The 18,959-nt window shown below is 41.1% G+C and carries 18 protein-coding genes and 3 pseudogenes; 7 read left to right on the top strand and 14 right to left on the bottom strand.

All coding sequences use genetic code 11. The annotated features are described in order from the left end of the window. Positions 1–48 precede the first annotated feature (48 nt). From phaC to HLH16_RS15975, 5 genes and pseudogenes are all read right to left on the bottom strand, one after another. Positions 49–1,818 carry a class I poly(R)-hydroxyalkanoic acid synthase gene (gene phaC / locus HLH16_RS00120; RefSeq protein ID WP_171527756.1) on the bottom strand — a complete coding sequence of 590 codons (1,770 nt, stop codon included), beginning with the start codon at positions 1,816–1,818 and terminating at the stop codon, positions 49–51. A 119-nt stretch (positions 1,819–1,937) separates the two neighbouring features. Further along, positions 1,938–2,282 (bottom strand): phasin family protein, encoded by a 345-nt coding sequence (locus HLH16_RS00115; RefSeq protein WP_171527755.1) that lies wholly within the window; start codon positions 2,280–2,282, stop codon positions 1,938–1,940. Positions 2,283–2,369: 87 nt separating this feature from the next. Beyond that, a complete protein-coding gene (locus HLH16_RS00110; RefSeq protein WP_171527754.1) occupies positions 2,370–3,116 on the bottom strand; it encodes a beta-ketoacyl-ACP reductase in 747 nt (248 codons plus the stop codon). Positions 3,117–3,426: 310 nt separating this feature from the next. Then, positions 3,427–3,588: pseudogene (locus HLH16_RS15595) on the bottom strand (IS5/IS1182 family transposase); the annotation flags it as partial. Further along, positions 3,588–3,688 (bottom strand): annotated as a pseudogene (locus HLH16_RS15975) (transposase); the annotation flags it as partial. The pseudogenes HLH16_RS15975 and HLH16_RS15595, both read right to left, overlap by 1 nt. Before the next feature lie 608 nt (positions 3,689–4,296). On the opposite strand from HLH16_RS15975, the gene HLH16_RS00105 reads away from it, so the two are divergent. Both HLH16_RS00105 and HLH16_RS00100 read left to right on the top strand, forming a co-directional pair. Next, entirely contained in the window at positions 4,297–5,487 is a 1,191-nt protein-coding gene (locus HLH16_RS00105; protein WP_171527753.1) for an OmpP1/FadL family transporter, read from the top strand. Between the two features lie 329 nt (positions 5,488–5,816). Further along, positions 5,817–6,983 (top strand): OmpP1/FadL family transporter, encoded by a 1,167-nt coding sequence (locus HLH16_RS00100; protein ID WP_171527752.1) that lies wholly within the window; start codon positions 5,817–5,819, stop codon positions 6,981–6,983. Positions 6,984–7,055: 72 nt separating this feature from the next. On the opposite strand, the gene thrH is transcribed toward HLH16_RS00100, so the two are convergent. Continuing rightward, complete coding sequence (thrH, locus tag HLH16_RS00095) at positions 7,056–7,673, bottom strand: bifunctional phosphoserine phosphatase/homoserine phosphotransferase ThrH (RefSeq protein ID WP_067723937.1); 618 nt, start codon at positions 7,671–7,673, stop codon at positions 7,056–7,058. 200 nt (positions 7,674–7,873) lie between these two features. On the opposite strand from thrH, the gene HLH16_RS00090 reads away from it, so the two are divergent. Together HLH16_RS00090 and HLH16_RS00085 are read left to right on the top strand one after the other, a co-directional pair. Further along, on the top strand, positions 7,874–8,608 hold the full coding sequence (locus tag HLH16_RS00090) for a phosphoadenylyl-sulfate reductase (protein WP_171527751.1): 735 nt from the start codon (positions 7,874–7,876) through the stop codon (positions 8,606–8,608). Positions 8,609–8,778: 170 nt separating this feature from the next. Further along, on the top strand, positions 8,779–10,161 hold the full coding sequence (locus HLH16_RS00085; protein ID WP_171527750.1) for a WS/DGAT/MGAT family O-acyltransferase: 1,383 nt from the start codon (positions 8,779–8,781) through the stop codon (positions 10,159–10,161). A 54-nt stretch (positions 10,162–10,215) separates the two neighbouring features. On the opposite strand, the gene HLH16_RS00080 is transcribed toward HLH16_RS00085, so the two are convergent. The 6 genes from HLH16_RS00080 to HLH16_RS00055 all read right to left on the bottom strand — a co-directional run bounded on the left by HLH16_RS00080 (position 10,216) and on the right by HLH16_RS00055 (position 14,966). Then, the gene (locus HLH16_RS00080) at positions 10,216–10,386 is read right to left on the bottom strand and encodes a PA1571 family protein (RefSeq protein WP_171527749.1); all 171 of its coding nucleotides are present in this window, start codon (positions 10,384–10,386) and stop codon (positions 10,216–10,218) included. A gap of 131 nt (positions 10,387–10,517) precedes the next feature. Further along, positions 10,518–11,972 (bottom strand): ribonuclease G, encoded by a 1,455-nt coding sequence (rng, locus tag HLH16_RS00075; RefSeq protein ID WP_171527748.1) that lies wholly within the window; start codon positions 11,970–11,972, stop codon positions 10,518–10,520. 41 nt (positions 11,973–12,013) lie between these two features. Then, positions 12,014–12,580: a Maf-like protein gene (locus HLH16_RS00070; RefSeq protein WP_171527747.1), complete on the bottom strand. Its 567-nt coding sequence runs from the start codon at positions 12,578–12,580 to the stop codon at positions 12,014–12,016. Then, positions 12,568–13,059, bottom strand: a complete 492-nt coding sequence (gene mreD, locus HLH16_RS00065; protein ID WP_171527746.1) for a rod shape-determining protein MreD — start codon at positions 13,057–13,059, stop codon at positions 12,568–12,570. Before mreD ends, HLH16_RS00070 begins: the two co-directional genes overlap by 13 nt. Further along, a complete protein-coding gene (gene mreC / locus HLH16_RS00060; protein WP_171527745.1) occupies positions 13,046–13,903 on the bottom strand; it encodes a rod shape-determining protein MreC in 858 nt (285 codons plus the stop codon). Before mreC ends, mreD begins: the two co-directional genes overlap by 14 nt. A 16-nt stretch (positions 13,904–13,919) precedes the next feature. Then, positions 13,920–14,966, bottom strand: a complete 1,047-nt coding sequence (locus tag HLH16_RS00055) for a rod shape-determining protein (RefSeq protein ID WP_171545450.1) — start codon at positions 14,964–14,966, stop codon at positions 13,920–13,922. 132 nt (positions 14,967–15,098) lie between these two features. On the opposite strand from HLH16_RS00055, the gene gatC reads away from it, so the two are divergent. The 3 genes from gatC to gatB are packed head-to-tail and all read left to right on the top strand — an operon-like array spanning position 15,099 to position 18,420. Next, positions 15,099–15,413, top strand: a complete 315-nt coding sequence (gatC, locus tag HLH16_RS00050) for an Asp-tRNA(Asn)/Glu-tRNA(Gln) amidotransferase subunit GatC (RefSeq protein WP_131266991.1) — start codon at positions 15,099–15,101, stop codon at positions 15,411–15,413. Positions 15,414–15,466: 53 nt separating this feature from the next. Further along, entirely contained in the window at positions 15,467–16,945 is a 1,479-nt protein-coding gene (gatA, locus tag HLH16_RS00045) for an Asp-tRNA(Asn)/Glu-tRNA(Gln) amidotransferase subunit GatA (RefSeq protein WP_171527744.1), read from the top strand. Then, positions 16,945–18,420, top strand: a complete 1,476-nt coding sequence (gatB, locus tag HLH16_RS00040; RefSeq protein WP_171527743.1) for an Asp-tRNA(Asn)/Glu-tRNA(Gln) amidotransferase subunit GatB — start codon at positions 16,945–16,947, stop codon at positions 18,418–18,420. The genes gatA and gatB overlap by 1 nt, the downstream gene beginning before the upstream one ends. A gap of 46 nt (positions 18,421–18,466) precedes the next feature. On the opposite strand, the gene HLH16_RS00035 is transcribed toward gatB, so the two are convergent. After that, entirely contained in the window at positions 18,467–18,784 is a 318-nt protein-coding gene (locus HLH16_RS00035; protein WP_171527742.1) for a hypothetical protein, read from the bottom strand. A gap of 70 nt (positions 18,785–18,854) precedes the next feature. Further along, positions 18,855–18,959 (bottom strand): annotated as a pseudogene (locus HLH16_RS00030) (IS5/IS1182 family transposase); the annotation flags it as partial.

The raw sequence follows: 18,959 nt of genomic DNA, 5'->3' as shown, positions 1-18,959 counted from the left end.
GATACTCCTGCCCCCATACGATTGGTCGGCAGTGAGAATGCCTAAATGCTAAAATAAACTGACTTGTACATAACTGCCCGGTGCTGCTTCCTTGACAGGATAAGTTGCACTACCTAATGTACGCGCTGGAACCTGATCGCCGGTATAAGGTGCGATCCATTCCTGCCAGCGTAACCACCAGGATTCTGGATGGAACTGGGCATCTGCCAGCCACTGTTTCGGGTTTTCATAAGGTCTATTATTGGTATAACAGCCATATTTGTTGCGGTTTGGCGGATTGACGATTCCTGCCACATGTCCGGATTCGCCGAGTACCAGTGTGGTTTCCCCACCCAGATAGGCAGAACCTTTAAAGCACGTATCCCACAGTGCAATATGATCTTCCTGAGTCGAGATAAAAAAGTTCGGTGTTTTCACTTTAGACAGGTTTAAACCCACGCCATTAACCTTGATCTTATTCGGCTGAATCAGTTCGTTATTCAGGTACAGATTGCGCACCAGGAAATTGTGCACATGTGCAGCAATGTTGGTGCCATCACTATTCCAGTACAAAATATCAAAGTCGGACGGATGCTTGCCTTTCAGGTAATTTTCAATGTAATAGTTCCAGTACAGGGTATTTTCACGTAACAGACTAAAAGTCACCGCCAACATGCGGCCATCAAAATAGCCCACCTGTTGATTCAAAGTTTCAATCCCTTGAATGACCGGCTCATTAATAAAAGCCCCCAAACTGCCTGGATTGTCAAAGTCCAACATTGTGGCCAGATAAGTGGCACTCTTGACGTGATTCTTCAGACGTTTCGCCACATAGTACGCCTGCGTCGCAGCAAGCACCGCTCCACCGATACAATAGCCAATGGCATTGACCTCTTTTTCTCCAGTCATTTCCTCAATGACACGCATCGCCTCAACCGTACCGGAGGTAATCAGGTCATCAAAGCGCATGTCCTTTTGTTCAGCCCCCGGATTACGCCAGGACATTAAAAATACGGTATGCCCTTGCTGACGTAACCAGTTCACAAAAGAATTCTGCTCACGCAAATCCAGAATATAGTATTTGTTAATAAAAGGCGGGATGAGCAAAATAGGCGTCTGATATACAGTTTCAGTGGTCGCTTCATACTGTAACAATTGAAAAACCGGATTTTCAAAGACCACCGCACCCGGCGTATAGGCTAGATCTTTTCCCAAACGGAACGAGTCATTATTGACCATGCGTACGGACAGATATTTACTACTGTTCATGATATCGTCATGGAAAATTTCCATGCCACGCACCAGATTTTGCCCGTGTTCCTGTACCGTCTGATGAATCACTTCCGGATTGGTCCACAAAAAATTGCCGGGAGAAAAGGCATTCACCATTTGGCGGGTAAAAAAGTGGATACGGTGACGGACTTTATCCGGAATGCCTTCAACCTCATCCAGCATTTCTTGCACCAATTGACTGAAATGCAGATAGGACTGGGTCAAGAGATCATAATTGGGTTCTTGCCAAAGTGAATCTTTGAACCGGCGATCGCCCTGCTCAGGTTTCACTAACGGCTGGATATCCTTGTTCACACTGCGCAGCATGATATTTTGGTAAATCTGCATCTGACCGATCCACCATTTGCTCTGCATCTCGATCAAGCGTGCCGGATTTTTGGTTAATGCCTGAAAGAACAGGGTCATATCTTCACTGTTGACTTTACTCAATGCATCATTGAGCGGATTATCGCCATAGTGAAATTCTTGTACTTTCTTCCAGATTTCTTCATGTACATCGAAAAAACGCTGGACGTTCTGATTAAACTGAAAAAGATTCTGCTGCATTGCACCACTCCTTATACTGGGTCATTCCTCACTTTCGCTCAGGAATGGGATAGAAAACGGGGAAGTGATCTCCACTTCCCCGCTCACTAGTCTTCAATCTTCATTAAGGTTGCTAACCATTATTTATTGTTCGGCATCGATTCGCTAACTAACTTGTCAAACTCGGCTTTAAATTCAGTTGCCAAGCTTGCCAGTTTTTGGCCATCGTCAATCATTTGCTGGCTGAGTTTGGTCATGGTTTCTACTTGCTTCATGCCACAATTAATCATCGTTTGCATGTCTTTGACTTCACTGTTGGCAAATACTTGCGACAAGGTAATATCGGCATAATGACGTGCAGCATTGAGTTGTAAATTGGTCAGATCCGCAAAGTTTTTCGCCACTAGACTGTTAAATTTTGCATAAGGTTCAAAAATGTTTTTGTATTGAGCATTCATGTTTGAAAAGATATCACCGTATAGCATGTTGTATTACTCCATTGATTTATAGTGCTTAAAATTTAGTTATTGTTTAAAAAATAAATGAAAAAACTGACTCAGTGAGCACAGGGCTTATTGCATGTATAAACCGCCATTGATCGATAAGGTTTCACCCGTAATATAGGTGCCATACTCACCGATCAGATACATGACTGCCGCTGCAATTTCTTCAGGCTGGGCCAAACGCTGCAAAGGAATCTGGTCTTCAATACTTTTGATGACCTCTTCCCGCATGCCAGTAACCATCGGTGTCGCAGTATAGCCCGGTGCCACGACATTCACGCAAACATTGGAACGTGCACCTTCCTGGGCCAAGGCCTTGGTAAAACCGATCATGCCCGCTTTTGCGGCTGAATAATTGGCTTGACCAAACTGTCCTTTCAGACCATTGACCGAACTAATATTGACAATGCGTCCCTGCTTTTGCTCCAGCATTTTATTAAAGACTGGATGGGTCACGGTAAATAGCGTCTTTAAATTGGTATCGAGTACCTGCGACCACTGTTCGAATGACATTTTTTTAAATGTTGCATCGCGCGTGATGCCGGCATTATTTACCAACACATCTACGCGACCTTCAGCCTTTATCGCATCCTGGATCGCGGTCGTCGCATCAGCATGATTGGTCAGATCCGTTAAGACAAAACGAACGTCTTCCTGTTGGAAACCCTCATTTTTTAGCCACTGCATTTCCCGGTCTTCCTCACGAGGGACAACCGTTGCAATCACTTTATAATTCGCCTTCACCAGCTGACGACAAATCTCACTACCAATACCACCTAGTGCCCCTGTCACAAATGCGACTTTTCTTTCGGACATATCTTTACCTTTAGCAAATCGAAAAATGGTTGAGTGGATCCACAAAGATTCCTGAGAATCTGGACTTAAATTAACCTCTTCTATGTTAAAGCCCGATTACAAGCGATCGATTTTTTTATGAGCAAATGTAAATAACGATATGTTTGAGTAACCGCAAAAAGAAAATTAAATAAATTTTTTAGGATTAAAGCATTAGGTAAAAATAAAGGGTTTTTAATATTTACATTTGAATCAAATACTTAAAAATGACCTTGTTACGGTTTTTTTGCACAAAGATTTAAAAGTTAAATCTACCCTATGCTACTCAAATTCAAGGCACAATTCTGGTGTGATGTCTACCTAATTCGTTGAATTTATTGAGAACGGCTATACGTGTATGTATTTCATTAACCTGACTTTAAAAGTTCCTTGCATTTAGCGTGTCACCTAATAATTTAATACAATACATCTTGGTTTTTACCATACTTCGTCTAAGCCTGAGCTATCTACAAGTAAGTACAGTCTAGTACTATTTTTTTTTGATAATTAATTGCAATATCGATATGTCTTTGTCTTCTACAGAGGGTTGAATACTGATATCAGGGCGCACAATTTTTTTAGTGAAACACAAAATCTCTAAAACCCAGATTACCACATGAAATAAATATTTAATCACTTCACTTTTAATGACATTTTTTATTCACCACTTAAACTTAACTAATCCCATAAATAAGACCATATTTTTTTTAAAAATTCAGAATAAATATAAAAAGATATAGCCTAAAAAATAGCTCACAGTATTCAGACTTCAATATATTGAGTTCTTTAAACTAAACCACAGAATTCCTATAACAAAATAGTGTGATCTAGATAACAAACTATTATTACACTTTTTACGACAACTGATTATTTTTTAATCAAATAAAAATCTAAATTAAATTTCTATTAATTATTTTTTATTTATATTTTTCAATATATTATATATTAACGACCACTTAGTTTTAGATTAAAAGCTCTAATAAAGTATATTTTTACACTTATTTGTTTTTCTAGAGCATTTACTCTTTTTTTTATTGTGTTATTTTTGTCACATAGAGTAACAAATGATATTCGGTAAAACCGAAGTTACCAAAAAATGAATACTGAGCATAAATAACATAAAGCCGCAGTAAAAAATTTGTACCTCAAGGAAAGACAGACAATGAAATTAAAAACACTTAGTACAGCGATTCTTCTTGCAACAGTACCAATGACAGGGGCTTTTGCAGCTGCTTTGGACCGTTCAGGCCAATCTATTGCCGCTTTCTTACAACCAGGTAACTATTTTGAAGCGGGTATTTCAGTTTTAGATCCTAACGTATCAGGTAAATCTACGCCATTAGCACCAGGGCTACCAGCACAAAATACAGGTGATATGGCGAGTGATTATCACTTTCCTCATGCGGCCTTAAAACTTCAACTGACTGATAATTTCTCATTTGGTTTACTTTACGATCAACCATTTGGTGCAGATGCAGAATATACCACTCCTTCATTAAATTTTACTGATACCACTGGCGGTACATCAGCAGAAGTTAAAACTGAAAATTTAACTTTCTTATTTGGTTTTCAACCAAATCAAAACTGGAACTTCTATGCTGGACCAGTGATTCAAACTGCTGAGGGTGAAGTTTCATTACGTGGCTTAGCTTATGGTGGTCCAACAGCATTTGGTTCTTATGATGCGACAATGAAAAAAGATACCGAACTTGGTTGGATTGCAGGTATTGCTTATCAAATTCCAGAAATCGCATTAAAAACATCTTTAACATATCGTTCAGAAGTAGAACATGAGCTTCAAGCTACTGAAACTGTTGGCTATGGAACAACTAATCTTGCATTAAACCCAGCATTTACTCCTGGAAAAACTGCAGTTACTACCCCGCAATCTGTTAATCTTGATTTCCAGACAGGTGTGATGGCAGATACAGTCGCATTTGCTAATGTACGTTGGGTAAATTGGGAAGATTTTTCAATTCGTCCAAATTATTTTGGTCAAGCTGCTGATGCACGTGGTCTAATTGGTGCAAATCTTGTTGATTACTCTGATGATCAAATTTCAGCTACTGTAGGTATAGGTCGTAAATTAAGCGAAAAATGGGCAGGTAATGTCTCTGTAGGTTGGGACTCTGGTGCAGGTAATCCTGTAACCACTTTAGGCCCTACAGAAGGTTATTGGAATCTTGGTCTAGGTGTTCAATTTTCACCAACTCCTAACTACTTCATCGCTGGTGGTTTAAAATACTTCTGGTTAGGTGATGCAACTGCAAAAACTGCAGCAGTGCAAAATGTAGGTAAATTTGAAGATAGCGATGCTTGGGGTTACGGCTTAAAAATTGGCTACCGTTTCTAAAATTATTTGATAAATTAATAAAAGACCATTGTTCGCAATGGTCTTTTTACATTACACCACTTGTTTTTTTAAATGACACAATCTAGATGTTTTAAATTTAATCAAAAAGAATTACTTATATTGCCCTATTTTTTTAAGCTTATTACTCTAATTTTTTACTTATAAATCATTAATATACAAAAGTATTGTTAGTACTTTTACTCTATTCAAGTTCATTTTTTGAATTAGTCAGTTCATTTTGCACTCAGTCCTCAGCATTTACTCTTTTTTTATTTATGTTACTTTCCCGTAACTTTTAAAAAGATGAAGCGACTCAGGGAAAAGAATCTATGAAGCTTACAGCAATTCATTCAGCTATTTTACTCAGTTTAATTCCAGCTACAGCAACTTTTGCTGGTGGATTAGACCGTTCTGGACAATCAATTTCAGCTTTTTTACAACCAGGTAATTATGCTGAAGCAGGTATCTCAGTTTTAGATCCAACTGTTAAAGGTTCTTCTACTGTACAAGGTTTAGAAGGTGAAAAAATCAGTGACATGGCTGAAGATTATTATTTCCCTTCAGCAGCTATCAAAGTACAGGCAACTGATAAAATTTCACTTGGCTTGATTTACGATCAACCTTATGGTGCTGACTCTCAATATGCATCAACTGCAGGTTCGTTTGGAGATGGAATTGAAGGTACTTCTGTTGAAGTAAAAACCAACAACCTAACTGCTTTAATCGGTTATCAACCTACTGAAAACTGGAATTTCTATGCTGGTCCAGTATGGCAAACCGTAGAAGCCGACATTAAATTACGTGGTGAAGCATATGCAAAACCTTCTGCAGGAACTTTAAGTGGCTATAATATTAACGTAGAGCAAGAAGAAGCTTACGGTTGGTTAGCTGGGTTTGCTTACCAGATTCCTGAAATTGCTTTAAAAGCTGCTGTTACATATCGTTCTGAGATTAAACATAATGCTAAATCTAAAGAAACATATAATTTAATTCCGGGTTTTGCTTATATTGATAAACTAGAAGCTATTACTCCACAATCAGTAAATTTAGATTTACAAACAGGGATTTCTCAAAATACTTTGGCCTTTGCAAATCTTCGTTGGGTACATTGGGATCAATTTGCAGTAACACCTTCATTCCTAGCTCAAACTACTGCTGCATTGGGAGCAAAACAAAATCTGATTGATTATTCAGATGACCAATACTCAATTACCACTGGCCTTTCACACAAATTCAACAGTAAATGGGCAGGTACTGCAGCGATTGGTTGGGATTCTGGTGCAGGTAATCCTGTAACGACTTTAGGACCTACTGAAGGCTACTGGAATGTGGGTTTAGGTGGCCAATATAGCCCTGCTGAAAACTATTTTATTCAAGCTGGGGTTAAATACTTCTGGCTAGGCGATGCTCAAGCTCAAACTGGTGGGTCTGTAAAAGCTGATTTTGAAGACAATCATGCAATTGGTTATGGTATGAAAATCGGTTACCGCTTCTAATTGCGTTAAAAATTAGGATTAAAGAAGAAAGGGCGCTATAAGCGCCCTTCTTTTATTCCATAAACTTAAATATTAAGCTGGAATATCACGAACTGATGCATTACGAATGGCTTCTTTTAACGCTTCATAACCATGAATGGGTGGAAATTGCGGGAATTCAGCAATCACGTTTTCAGGCGCATCAAATAAGAAACCGTGGTCTGCTTCACCCAGCATCGTAGTATCATTATACGAATCACCCGCTGCAATTACACGGAAATTCAAACCGTGCAGCGCTTTCACTGCCTGACGTTTTTGATCCGGCTGGCGAAGTTTATAGGCAGAGATCATGCCCGCTTCATCAGTTTCTAGCTTGTGACAGAAAATGGTCGGCCAATCCAGTTGCTTCATAAGTGGATGAGCAAATTCATAGAAAGTATCTGAAAGAATAATCAATTGAAAATGAGTACTCACCCATTTTACAAATTCTTTTGCACCCGGGAAAGGTCCCATATCTGCAATCACTTCCTGAATATCATTTAAGCCTAAACCGTGCTCTTTTAAAATATTCAGACGTTGCGTCATCAACACATCGTAGTCCGGAATATCACGTGTAGTGGCTTCCAATGCTTTAATTCCAGTTTTCTTGGCGAAGTTAATCCAGATTTCTGGAACTAATACCCCTTCAAGATCAAGACATACGATTTCCATGGGTTCTCCCAATGTCAGTGAAAAAAATTTGCGCTATCATAGCTTAAAAATTGATATTTCATGTGCTGTTTTTTAAATCTATTTTATTCATAAGTATTTATTTTTTAGTGCTAAGCAGGCTATTTCAATTCTATTAAAATCATTGTGAATTAAATTAATATAGGTTTTTAAGTGTCCAAGCCTATACGCCAGGAACTATCATGACTACGATCCCCACCATTGACCTTGTTGATGCCCTTGCATCTGAATATGCCGCTAAATCTCCCAGCGAGATCATGGAACTTGCTTTAAGTCAAGAAGGTGAAATTGCAATTTCATTTTCAGGTGCTGAAGATGTAGTTTTGATTGATATGGCCTCTCACCTGGGTAAACCATTTCGTGTCTTTAGTTTAGATACCGGTCGTTTACATGCAGAAACCTATCAATTTATCGACCAAGTTCGTAAACATTACAGTATTGATATCGAAATTTGCTTCCCTGAAACAGAAACGATGCAAAAACTGGTCACTGAAAAAGGTTTCTTCAGCTTCTATCAAGATGGACATAAGGAATGTTGCGGCATTCGTAAAGTTCAACCCTTACGTAAAAAACTTGCTAAATTAGATGGCTGGATTACCGGTCAGCGTAAAGATCAAAGCCCAGGTACTCGCAATGAAATTCCTGTGGTTGAGGCCGATGCTGGTTTTTCTGGTCCAAGTAAACAGTTAATTAAGTATAATCCGCTAGCTAACTGGTCAAGCGCGGATGTATGGAATTATATTCGCATGATGGAAATTCCTTATAATCCGTTGCACGAACGTGGTTTTATTTCTATTGGCTGTGAACCGTGTACTCGCCCCGTCCTTCCGAACCAACATGAACGTGAAGGTCGTTGGTGGTGGGAAGAGGCCACCCATAAAGAATGTGGATTACATGCTGGAAACTTAAAAAAATAATTTTTCAAAAAAAGTCACTGTTTTTCAGTGGCTTTTTATTCACTTTTCCTTACACAGAAATCGGTTCTTTTCTTTTAAAAAAAGATATACTGAAAAAACGGTTTTTATAATTCTAACAAGCCTGTTCAAATAAGAACAGCCAATGAAATTGCAGTGAGGCATTCCACGCTATGCGTCCATTACACCCGATTGATTTTATTTTTCTGTCGCTAGAGAAACGTCAGCAACCGATGCATGTCGGTGGACTCTTTTTATTTCAAATTCCTGACAATGCACCTGAAACATTTATTCAAGATCTCGTTGCTGATATTCGTAAATCCAAGTGTCTTCCTGTTGCACCTTTTAATAATAAACTGAATGGCCTATTTTGGGATGAAGATCAGGAATTTGACTTAGACCATCATTTCCGTCACATCGCGCTTCCTCATCCAGGTCGAATTCGTGAATTACTGACTTATATTTCGCAAGAACATAGCGCTCTGCTGGATCGTGCCAAACCACTTTGGACTTGTAATATTATTGAAGGCATTGAAGGCAACCGCTTTGCCATGTACTTTAAAATTCACCATGCGATGGTGGATGGTATTGCAGGTATGCGTTTAGTTGAAAAATCACTGTCGCGTGATCCTCATGCAAAAAGTATTGTGCCGCTGTGGTGTGTTGAAGGGCCTCGCGCTAAACGCCTTAAAGAACCGCAAAAGAATAGCCGTATAAAAAAAATTATGGGTGCTTTAAAAGAGCAAATTGAAGCGACTCCCAAAGTCATGTATGAATTATCTCAAACCATTTGCAAAGATATGGGACGTAATCCTGACTATGTTTCAAGTTTTCAGGCGCCGAGTAGTATTTTAAATCAACGTGTGAGTTCTTCGCGTCGGTTTGCAGCACAATCCTTTGAACTAGGTCGCTTAAGCAAGATTGCCAAAGCACTCGGTGTGACCATTAATGATGTGGTATTGGCGATCTGTTCCGGCGCACTGCGTGAATATTTACTCAGCCAACACGCTTTGCCGAAAAAGCCCCTCATTGCCATGGTCCCTGCTTCCATTCGTGATGATAATTCTGATGTATCTAACCGTATCACCATGATTTTGGCCAATCTCGGCACCAATAAAGAAACACCATTAGAACGTCTGCAAATTATTCGTCGTAGTGTACTCAATGCGAAACAGCGTTTTAAACGCATGACCTCAAATCAAATTTTAAACTATAGTGCATTGGTTTACGGTGCAGCGGGTTTAAATATTGTGTCAGGCATGATGCCAAAACGCCAAGCATTCAATATTGTGATTTCGAATGTTCCAGGACCGCGTGAACCGCTATATTGGAATGGTGCCAAACTAGATGCACTTTATCCTGCTTCGATTGTTCTAGATGGACAAGCACTGAATATTACAATGACCAGTTATTTGGATAAATTGGAAGTGGGCTTAACGGGCTGTCGAAATGCATTACCTAAAATGCAAAACCTGCTGACTCACCTGGAAGATGAAATTCAGCGATTTGAAGAGATCGTGGGTCACGAAACCCCAAAGTTAAAGGCGGTGAGTTAACCGCAAGCAATAAAGAATAAACATGAATAAATTAAGGGGCTTTTGATGAGCCCCTTAATTTTTAATACTACGACATTGATTTAATAATTGATGGCAGACCGAATGAATCATGGCAGCAGTAATCTGAATTTCTTTGCCTTGTTCATCGACGATATAACCATTCTGTGTTGGTTTATTATCTAACGTATTCAAACTTTTTTTAATAACCACTTGACTCATACTCATGTCATACCTCTTTTTGCTAAGCCAAAAGGGAGATTTTGGCTTTGGCTACTGTGTACGACTAGTATTAAAAATTACACCGAGAAAGTAAAATTTCAGATGTAACAAGTATTTAACGATATTCTGTTACAATTTCAACTCAGAATGATATCGTATTGCTCTTGCGTATATAGATTTTCCACCTGAAACTTGATCATACGCCCTATAAAGTGCTCTAAATCGGCCACTGCCGGTGCTTCAGCTGTTAACAATCGGTCAATCACCAAAGGGTGTGCAACAACGGTAAATTCACTTTTTGATTCAAAAGCGCGCGCATATCTTAAAATTTCTCTAAAAATTTCATAACACACCGTCTCTGCAGTTTTCACATAGCCACGTCCCTGACAGGTCGAACATGATTCACATAACAAGTGTTCTAAAGATTCACGGGTACGCTTACGGGTCATTTCGACCAAGCCAAGCTCGGATACTTGCGTGATTTTAGTTTTGGCATGATCACGTTCCAGCATGCGCTCAAACTGGCTCATTACTTCTTCACGATGCTGCGCTTCCTGCATATCAATGAAGTCGATAATGATAATGCCCCCCAAATTACGCAAACGCAGCTGACGTGCAATCACTTGCGTCGCTTCCATATTGGTTTTGAACACGGTATCTTCCAGTGTCCGACCACCGACATATGAACCAGTATTGACATCAATCGTGGTCATCGCTTCAGTCTGGTCTAGCATCAAATAACCGCCAGACTTGAGCGCTACACGCGTTTGTAGCGCTTTTTGAATATCTTCTTCTACATTGTACAAGTCGAAAATAGGACGTTCACCTGGGTAGTGCACCAGTCTCGTTTGCATACTGGGTACAAACTCTTCGACAAATTCTTGCAACTTGGCATGAATTTCACGCGAATCTACTGAAATTTTGGCCGTATCTTCATTGGCTAAATCACGAATCACCCGTTGCGGAAGTGGAAGCTCTTCAAAAATCAGTGAAGGTACAGCGATGCTGGTTTGCTTGCGCTGAATAAACTCCCAAAGCTTGGCCAAATACGCCATATCCTGGGCAATTTCTGATTCTGGAATACCTTCAGCAGCGGTTCGTACAATGACACTGCCCGGTAGCTTATGTTCAGTCTGAATGCCTTCAATCATCGAACGTAAGCGATCACGCTCCTCTTCCGATTCAATACGTTGTGAAACGCCAATATGATGACCATAAGGCATCAGAACCAGATAACGCGAAGGAATAGAAAGGTCGGTACTTAAACGTGCACCTTTGGTTCCAAGCATGTCTTTCATCACTTGAACAGTGAGGATCTGACCCGGTTGGAGCAATTCAAAAACATTGGGTGTGGGTTGATTACGTGGCCAAACCATATCGTTAATATGCAAAAATGCGGTACGAGATAAACCAATATCTACAAACGCGGCTTGCATACCCGGCAAAACGCGAACAACTTTGCCTTTGTAAATATTTCCAACCAAACCACGTTTAACCGTGCGCTCTACAAATAGTTCATTGACCGTACCATTTTGGATTAAGGCCACCCGACATTCCATAGGTGTGACGTTAATCAACAACTCGTCAGACATAATAAGACTCAAAACATTATAAAAATTCTTTTTTTCAGCCGTTAATTTAGTGCCTTAACCGACTGTAATAACTGTACTGTCTCATATAAAGGTAAGCCCACAACGTTACTATAACTTCCTTCTATGCGAGGAATATAACGTGCTGCAATACCCTGAATGGCATAAGCTCCCGCTTTGCCTACAGGTTCGCCTGTCGCCCAATAACTTTCCATATCATCGAGACTTAATTGTTGAAACTCAACCTGCGTTCGTACCACTATACTTGATTTTTCTGTGGTTGTACGTACGCAAACACCTGAAAATACATCATGTTTACGACCCGAAATACGTTGCCACATTTCAAAAGCATGTTGTTTAGACTCAGGTTTACCTAAAATTTGATTATCGACACTTAAACTGGTATCCGCTGCAATAACAATAGCATCGGGGAATTGATCCAAGACTACCTGAGCTTTGCTGCATGCGAGGCGTTCAACATAGGCTGCAACGCCCTCGCCTGCTAAAACCGATTCATCAATCTTGGGACTAAAAATTTCAAATTCCAGTCCGAGTTGCTGAAGCAGCTTGCGACGGCGCGGAGAACTCGAAGCGAGAATTAAACGCGCCATTTTCTTAAGAGAAAATAAATAACAGGGAAAACTAAAACGCTGCTCAATAAGGGCTGCCAGTGTCTTGCAATCGAAAATTGCAAACCGCCCATAATTTGAGCCACCCAGGTCATAAACAAATGCGCCAACACGGCCAAGAAGCTAATGACCCAGAGATTAGCAAAGGTCAAAATGCGTCGTTCCCGGGTTAAAAATCTGGCGATAAAAGTGATCATCACAAATGTTAAAGCATTCATTCCCAAGGGTGCATCAACCAGAAGATCGGTAAAAATACCGGTCGCAAAGGCAAACCAGATCCCACACCATGTCGGCTGGCACATGATCCAAAACAGCATCACCAGCAACATGAATAATGGACGTGCGCCTGAAATAGCATAGGACAATGGATAAACAATCAGTACTGAACTGATAATGACTGAAACAATAATGGCAATGAGAGGATCACGTTTATTTTCAGAACGTAATTTAGCGAGCAGCATACGGTTGCTCCATCGCTAAAGAATCAGAAAAAAGCACCACCACATGATGTCCACCTGCCAGTTGAGCGGCTGGAATAACTTCAATTTTGGCAAATTCACCCGAATTATGTCGATTCACTTTAGACACTGTTCCCACTAAGTAACCCGCAGGGAAATGTGCACCCAAACCTGAGCTATACACTTTCTCACCGACTTTGATGTTGGCACTGGTTGGAACATATTCCATTTTCAAATGACCTAAATCACCTGTACCCGTGACAATGGCACGCATTCCAGTATGTTCCAAACGTACAGATAGAGAATGCTCTTTATCGGACAACAGCATGATCCGGCTACTGTGCGGATAGACATCGATAATTTGCCCCATAATGCCTTTGTCATCCAAAACCGTTTGACCGACTTTGAGCTGGCTGCTTGCACCACGGTTAATCACAATAATATGTCTGAGTGGATCTGCATCTGTACCGATTACTTCTGCAATTTCCATACGCCCATCAATAATCAGCGGCGTATCGAGTAAACCTCTTAGACGGGTATTTTCAGCAGAAAGTTCAGATAATTTTTGCAGACGAACTTGCGCCTGTAAAAGCTCGGCTTGCATCGCGGTATTTTCACGACGTAACTGGGCTTCAGACTTGGTTTGTTGATTTAGCCATTCTCGCGATAACACTGGATAACTTGCTAAGGCATAAATAGGATTATATGCCGCATACAAGACATCACGTGCGGGCTGAATCACATGTGGCATGCGCCAGTTAAAAAACAGCACAACCCAGCATGTGAGAACCGCAATGATAAATGAGCGAAAAGATGGCGGTTGTCTAGAAAACAGATTTGTTTGCACCCGCCTGGTCCTTAACTTAGCCTACAAATAGCATGTCATGATTTGGGTTATCAAAGAATTCTAAGACTTTACCGCCACCACGCGTCACGCAAGTTAAAGGATCTTCTGCGACAACCACAGGCAAACCTGTTTCTTGTGCAAGCAGTTTATCGAGGTTACGTAATAATGCGCCGCCACCTGTCAATACAATACCGCGCTCTGCAATGTCTGATGACAATTCAGGCGGGGTTTGTTCAAGGGCAGATTTCACCGCAGACACAATATTTTGTAATGGGTCAGAAATGGCTTGCATAATTTCATCAGAAGTAACGGTAATTGCACGAGGCACACCTTCTGCCAGGTTACGACCACGAACTTCAATTTCGAGTGGTTTAGCACCTTCATCCGGCAATGCCATACCCACTTCTTTTTTAATCACTTCAGCAGTGGTTTCACCAATCACGCAACCATGTGCTTTACGCACATAGTTAATGATCTGTTCATCAAATACATCACCACCAATACGTAGTGAGTCTGCATAAACACAGCCTTGCAATGAAATAATGGCAATTTCAGTGGTACCACCACCAACATCAACCACCATTGAACCACATGCTTGCTCAACCGGCATACCCGCACCAATTGCAGCAGCCATTGGCTCTTCAATTAAGCGAACATCACGCGCACCGGCATTGAACACCGCTTCACGGATGGCACGACGCTCTACCAGTGTCGATTTGCACGGCACACAAACCACAACTCGCGGTGCAGGTGGGAATAGACGTCTTTCATGCACTTTACCAATAAACTGGTTCAGCATGGTTTCAGTCACTTCAAAATCGGCAATCACACCATCTTTCATGGGACGGATTGCGGTAATATTCGCAGGAGTACGACCCAGCATTTGCTTTGCATCAAGACCTACCGCGGCAACGATTTTTTGTGAACCACTGTGACGAATGGCCACAACTGTCGGTTCATTTAATATAATGCCTCGTCCTGGTGCATAAATAAGTGTATTTGCTGTACCTAAATCAATGGCTAGATCGGGCGAAAACAAGCCAATTAGTCTTTTTAGAATCACGGAGACGTTCTCGATTAAACTTTATGTGGACGCAAGGTGGCAACTTTAACTAAATGTGATGATTTGAACAAGTCAATCGCTTATTATAACGCACGATATTTTGAATTTTTTTAATACTGATCAGGTGATGTTATGTCTACAACGGATGCACAGCATTCTGCAGATTTAAATGCACAAACAGTTTCAGCAATCGCCAATCTTGCACGATTGTCGCTAGATGATACGCAATCTGCTGAATATGCTCAAAGTCTAAATAAAATTTTAGGCATGATGGAAACCTTAAAAGGCATTGACACTGAAGGTGTCGAGCCGCTTAAAAGCCCATTTGACCATCCGCAACCCTTACGTGAAGACGTGGTTTCTGAAGAAAATCATCGTGAAGAATATCAAGCTGTTGCACCTGCAACTCAAGATGGCTTGTACCTTGTGCCACGCGTGATTGAATAATTTCCAATCAGTCAAACCATTTTTGTTAAATTAAACGTAAAGAATTATTTCTCATGACAGATTTACATCGCTTATCGATTCGTGAACTTTCTGAGGGTTTAGCTGGTTCTAAATTCTCGTCTCGTGAACTCACCGAACATTATTTAAAACGCATTGAAAAAATCGATGCCCAAGTACAAAGTTATGTCACGGTTACGCCTGAACAAGCCTTAGCTCAAGCGGATGCTGCAGATGCCCTGCGCAAATCTGGAATGGCTAATGTACTCACTGGTGTTCCCGTTGCACACAAAGATATTTTCTGTACCCAAGGCATTAAAACCACTGCCGGTTCTAAAATGCTGGATAACTTTATCTCTCCTTACGACGCAACCGTTGTAGCGAAAGGTAAAGTTGCAGGTTTGGTGACTTTAGGTAAGGCGAACATGGACGAATTTGCCATGGGTTCGACCTCTGAGTCATCTTACTTTGGCGCAACCAGAAACCCGTGGGCACTGGATCATGTTCCAGGTGGTTCTTCAGGTGGTTCTGCGGCAGCTGTAGCAGCTGACCTTGCACCATTTGCAACTGGTACTGACACAGGTGGTTCAATTCGCCAACCTGCATCTTTTTGTGGTCTTACAGGCTTAAAACCGACTTATGGTCGTGTCTCTCGTTTCGGTATGATTGCGTATGCATCCTCTTTAGACCAAGGCGGCCCAATGGCGCGTTCGGCTGAAGACTGTGCCTACTTGATGAACGTGATGGCGGGTCACGATGCCAAAGATTCAACTTCGATGGATCAAGACGTTGATGATTACGTAGCGAACTTGAACGGCACTTCGGTTAAAGGTTTGCGTATTGGTATTCCTAAACAGTACTTTAATGTTGCAGGCTTAGATGCTGACGTTAAAGCACGTGTTGAGGAATCGTTGAAAAAACTGGAAGAAATGGGCGCAACTTTGGTTGAGATTGATCTCAACATGACTGACGCTTATGTTCCGACGTATTACCTGATTGCGCCTGCTGAAGCTTCATCTAACTTACAGCGTTTTGATGGTGTGCGTTATGGTTACCGCTGTGAAAATCCGGTGGATTTAACAGATTTGTACAAGCGTTCACGTTCAGAAGGTTTTGGCCCTGAAGTGCAACGTCGTATCCTGATTGGGACTTATGCACTTTCTGCCGGTTATTACGATGCTTACTATGTAAAAGCACAAAAAGTACGTCGTTTAATCCAGCAAGATTTCTTGAAAGCTTTTGAATCGGTTGATGTGATTGCTGCACCTTCTGCACCAACCACAGCTTACAGAATTGGTGCGAACCTCACACCAGTTGAAATGTACCTGGGTGACATCTACACCATCGCGGTGAACTTGGCCGGCCTGCCAGCCATTAATGCGCCTGTAGGTTTTGACAAAGATAACTTACCGGTTGGCTTACAGTTGATTGGTAACTACTGGTCAGAATCTCAATTGTTGTCTGTTGTGCATCAATACCAACAAGCAACCGATTGGCATACCAAACGCGCGGCAATTGCTGAGGAGAACGCATAATGGCTCAAGCTCAAAAGAAACCGAAGTCAAACCTGATTGATGGTTGGGAAGTCGTTATTGGTATCGAGATTCACACTCAGCTTGCGACCAATTCTAAAATCTTCTCAGGTTCATCGACTGAGTTTGGTAATGATCCGAATACGCAGGCGAGCCTTGTAGACTTGGCAATGCCGGGTGTATTGCCGGTACTGAACAAAGCAGTGGTTGATCTTGCGATTCGCTTTGGTTTAGGTATCGATGCGTATATTGACAAAGCCTCTGTATTTGCACGCAAAAACTACTTCTACCCGGATTCTCCAAAAGGCTACCAGATTAGCCAGATGGACAACCCGATTGTGGGTTTGGGTCACATCGACATCCAGCTTGAAGATGGTACGGTTAAACGCATTGGCGTAACACGTGCGCACCTTGAGGAAGATGCCGGAAAATCGATTCATGACCAGTTTGAAGGTATGTCAGGCATCGACTTGAACCGTGCAGGGACACCTTTACTTGAAATCGTATCTGAACCAGATATGCGTTCGGTTGAAGAAGCGGTTGCTTACATCAAGGCCATTCACACCCTTGTGCGTTGGTTAGGCATTTCTGACGGTAACATGGCGGAAGGTTCATTCCGTTGTGACTGTAACGTATCTTTACGCCGTCCGGGTCAACCGTTCGGTACACGTTGTGAGCTTAAAAACCTCAACTCATTCCGTTTCATTGAACAAGCGCTCAATGTTGAAATTGAACGTCAAATGGAAATTCTGGAATGGGATGGTACCATCGACCAGGAAACGCGTTTGTTCGATCCTGTGAAGATGGAAACGCGTTCAATGCGTTCGAAAGAAGAAGCGAACGATTACCGCTACTTCCCTGACCCAGACTTGTTGCCTGTGGTAATTGCGGATGAGCAAATCGAAGCGATTAAAGCAACCATGCCTGAGCTTCCTGCTGCACGTCGTGAGCGTTTTGTCGCTGACTTTGGTGTAACTGAGTATGATGCTCATGTATTGACGCTTACACGTGAAATGTCAGAGTTCTATGAAGCTGTTGTGGCTGCTGCTGGCGGTGCTGCGCAAGGTAAGATTGCGGCAAACTGGGTGATGGGTGAATTCTCTGGTGCTTTAAACAAAGCAGGCTTAGATTTGGCGGACTCTCCTGTTACAGCTGAGAAACTTGGTGGCATGATCGCGCGTATTGTGGACAACACGATTAGCGGTAAGATCGCGAAACAAGTGTTCGGCTTTATGTGGGACGAAGGCAAAACTGCAGACGAAATTATTGCTGAGAAAGGCTTGAAACAGGAAACTGATACAGGCGCAATTGAAGCAATTATTAAGGAAGTGCTTGCCGCTAACGAGAAGATGGTTGAAGAGTATAAATCTGGTAAAGAGAAAGCTTTCAACGGTCTAGTTGGTCAAGTAATGAAAGCGTCTAAAGGGAAAGCTAACCCTGCACAAGTGAATGAATTGATGAAGAAATTGATTGGTTGATCTAATCTTTCTTTAAAAGAAAAACCCGCTTTAGAGCGGGTTTTTCTTATTTTATTAGCTTATTTAATTTCTTATTCAAAACATCATCTAAAAATAGATGAGGATGCCAATCATCTGTAGTTTTTTTGAATGCCTCTCTTTCAAAGATAATACTAGTTAATAATCCTGATAGTGGATCAGCCATACCAACTAGTGTTGTTGTTGCAAATTTAACGGCATTCCAATTAACTTTATCAAAAATGTTTTGCCTTTTGATTACATCATGAAATATTTCATTGTCAGATCTTGATGGGTCTAAAAACCATTCTCGAAATTTCTGCGTATTTAAATCATCTCTAATTTCTAAAACTTGTTTAATACTCAATAAATCTAACCGATATAAATCATAAATATCAGGGATACCTTTATGCTCTGCAATAGACTTCTTTCATAAATCATTTTTTACTCAGCTCCTGGTTATAAATTCCAGCAATTAAATTGAATCTCAAACCGAGTCTTTTGCCTCTATTTCGATAACGCTCAGCAAGGATTTTGAAGGT

It is taken from the genome of Acinetobacter sp. ANC 5378, assembly GCF_013004315.1.
Lineage (GTDB): Bacteria > Pseudomonadota > Gammaproteobacteria > Pseudomonadales > Moraxellaceae > Acinetobacter.
The sequence above is the reverse complement of the archived record's forward strand: the minus strand, read 5'-3'. Positions and strand labels throughout refer to the sequence as shown.

Bases quoted from the DNA above. Each gene is read 5' to 3' on its own strand.
- phaC (WP_171527756.1), bottom strand. From the start codon at position 1,818: ATGCAGCAGAATCTTTTTCAGTTTAATCAGAACGTCCAGCGTTTTTTC.
- HLH16_RS00115 (WP_171527755.1), bottom strand. From the start codon at position 2,282: ATGCTATACGGTGATATCTTTTCAAACATGAATGCTCAATACAAAAAC.
- HLH16_RS00110 (WP_171527754.1), bottom strand. From the start codon at position 3,116: ATGTCCGAAAGAAAAGTCGCATTTGTGACAGGGGCACTAGGTGGTATT.
- HLH16_RS00105 (WP_171527753.1), top strand. From the start codon at position 4,297: ATGAAATTAAAAACACTTAGTACAGCGATTCTTCTTGCAACAGTACCA.
- HLH16_RS00100 (WP_171527752.1), top strand. From the start codon at position 5,817: ATGAAGCTTACAGCAATTCATTCAGCTATTTTACTCAGTTTAATTCCA.
- thrH (WP_067723937.1), bottom strand. From the start codon at position 7,673: ATGGAAATCGTATGTCTTGATCTTGAAGGGGTATTAGTTCCAGAAATC.
- HLH16_RS00090 (WP_171527751.1), top strand. From the start codon at position 7,874: ATGACTACGATCCCCACCATTGACCTTGTTGATGCCCTTGCATCTGAA.
- HLH16_RS00085 (WP_171527750.1), top strand. From the start codon at position 8,779: ATGCGTCCATTACACCCGATTGATTTTATTTTTCTGTCGCTAGAGAAA.
- HLH16_RS00080 (WP_171527749.1), bottom strand. From the start codon at position 10,386: ATGAGTATGAGTCAAGTGGTTATTAAAAAAAGTTTGAATACGTTAGAT.
- rng (WP_171527748.1), bottom strand. From the start codon at position 11,972: ATGTCTGACGAGTTGTTGATTAACGTCACACCTATGGAATGTCGGGTG.
- HLH16_RS00070 (WP_171527747.1), bottom strand. From the start codon at position 12,580: ATGGCGCGTTTAATTCTCGCTTCGAGTTCTCCGCGCCGTCGCAAGCTG.
- mreD (WP_171527746.1), bottom strand. From the start codon at position 13,059: ATGCTGCTCGCTAAATTACGTTCTGAAAATAAACGTGATCCTCTCATT.
- gatC (WP_131266991.1), top strand. From the start codon at position 15,099: ATGTCTACAACGGATGCACAGCATTCTGCAGATTTAAATGCACAAACA.
- gatA (WP_171527744.1), top strand. From the start codon at position 15,467: ATGACAGATTTACATCGCTTATCGATTCGTGAACTTTCTGAGGGTTTA.
- gatB (WP_171527743.1), top strand. From the start codon at position 16,945: ATGGCTCAAGCTCAAAAGAAACCGAAGTCAAACCTGATTGATGGTTGG.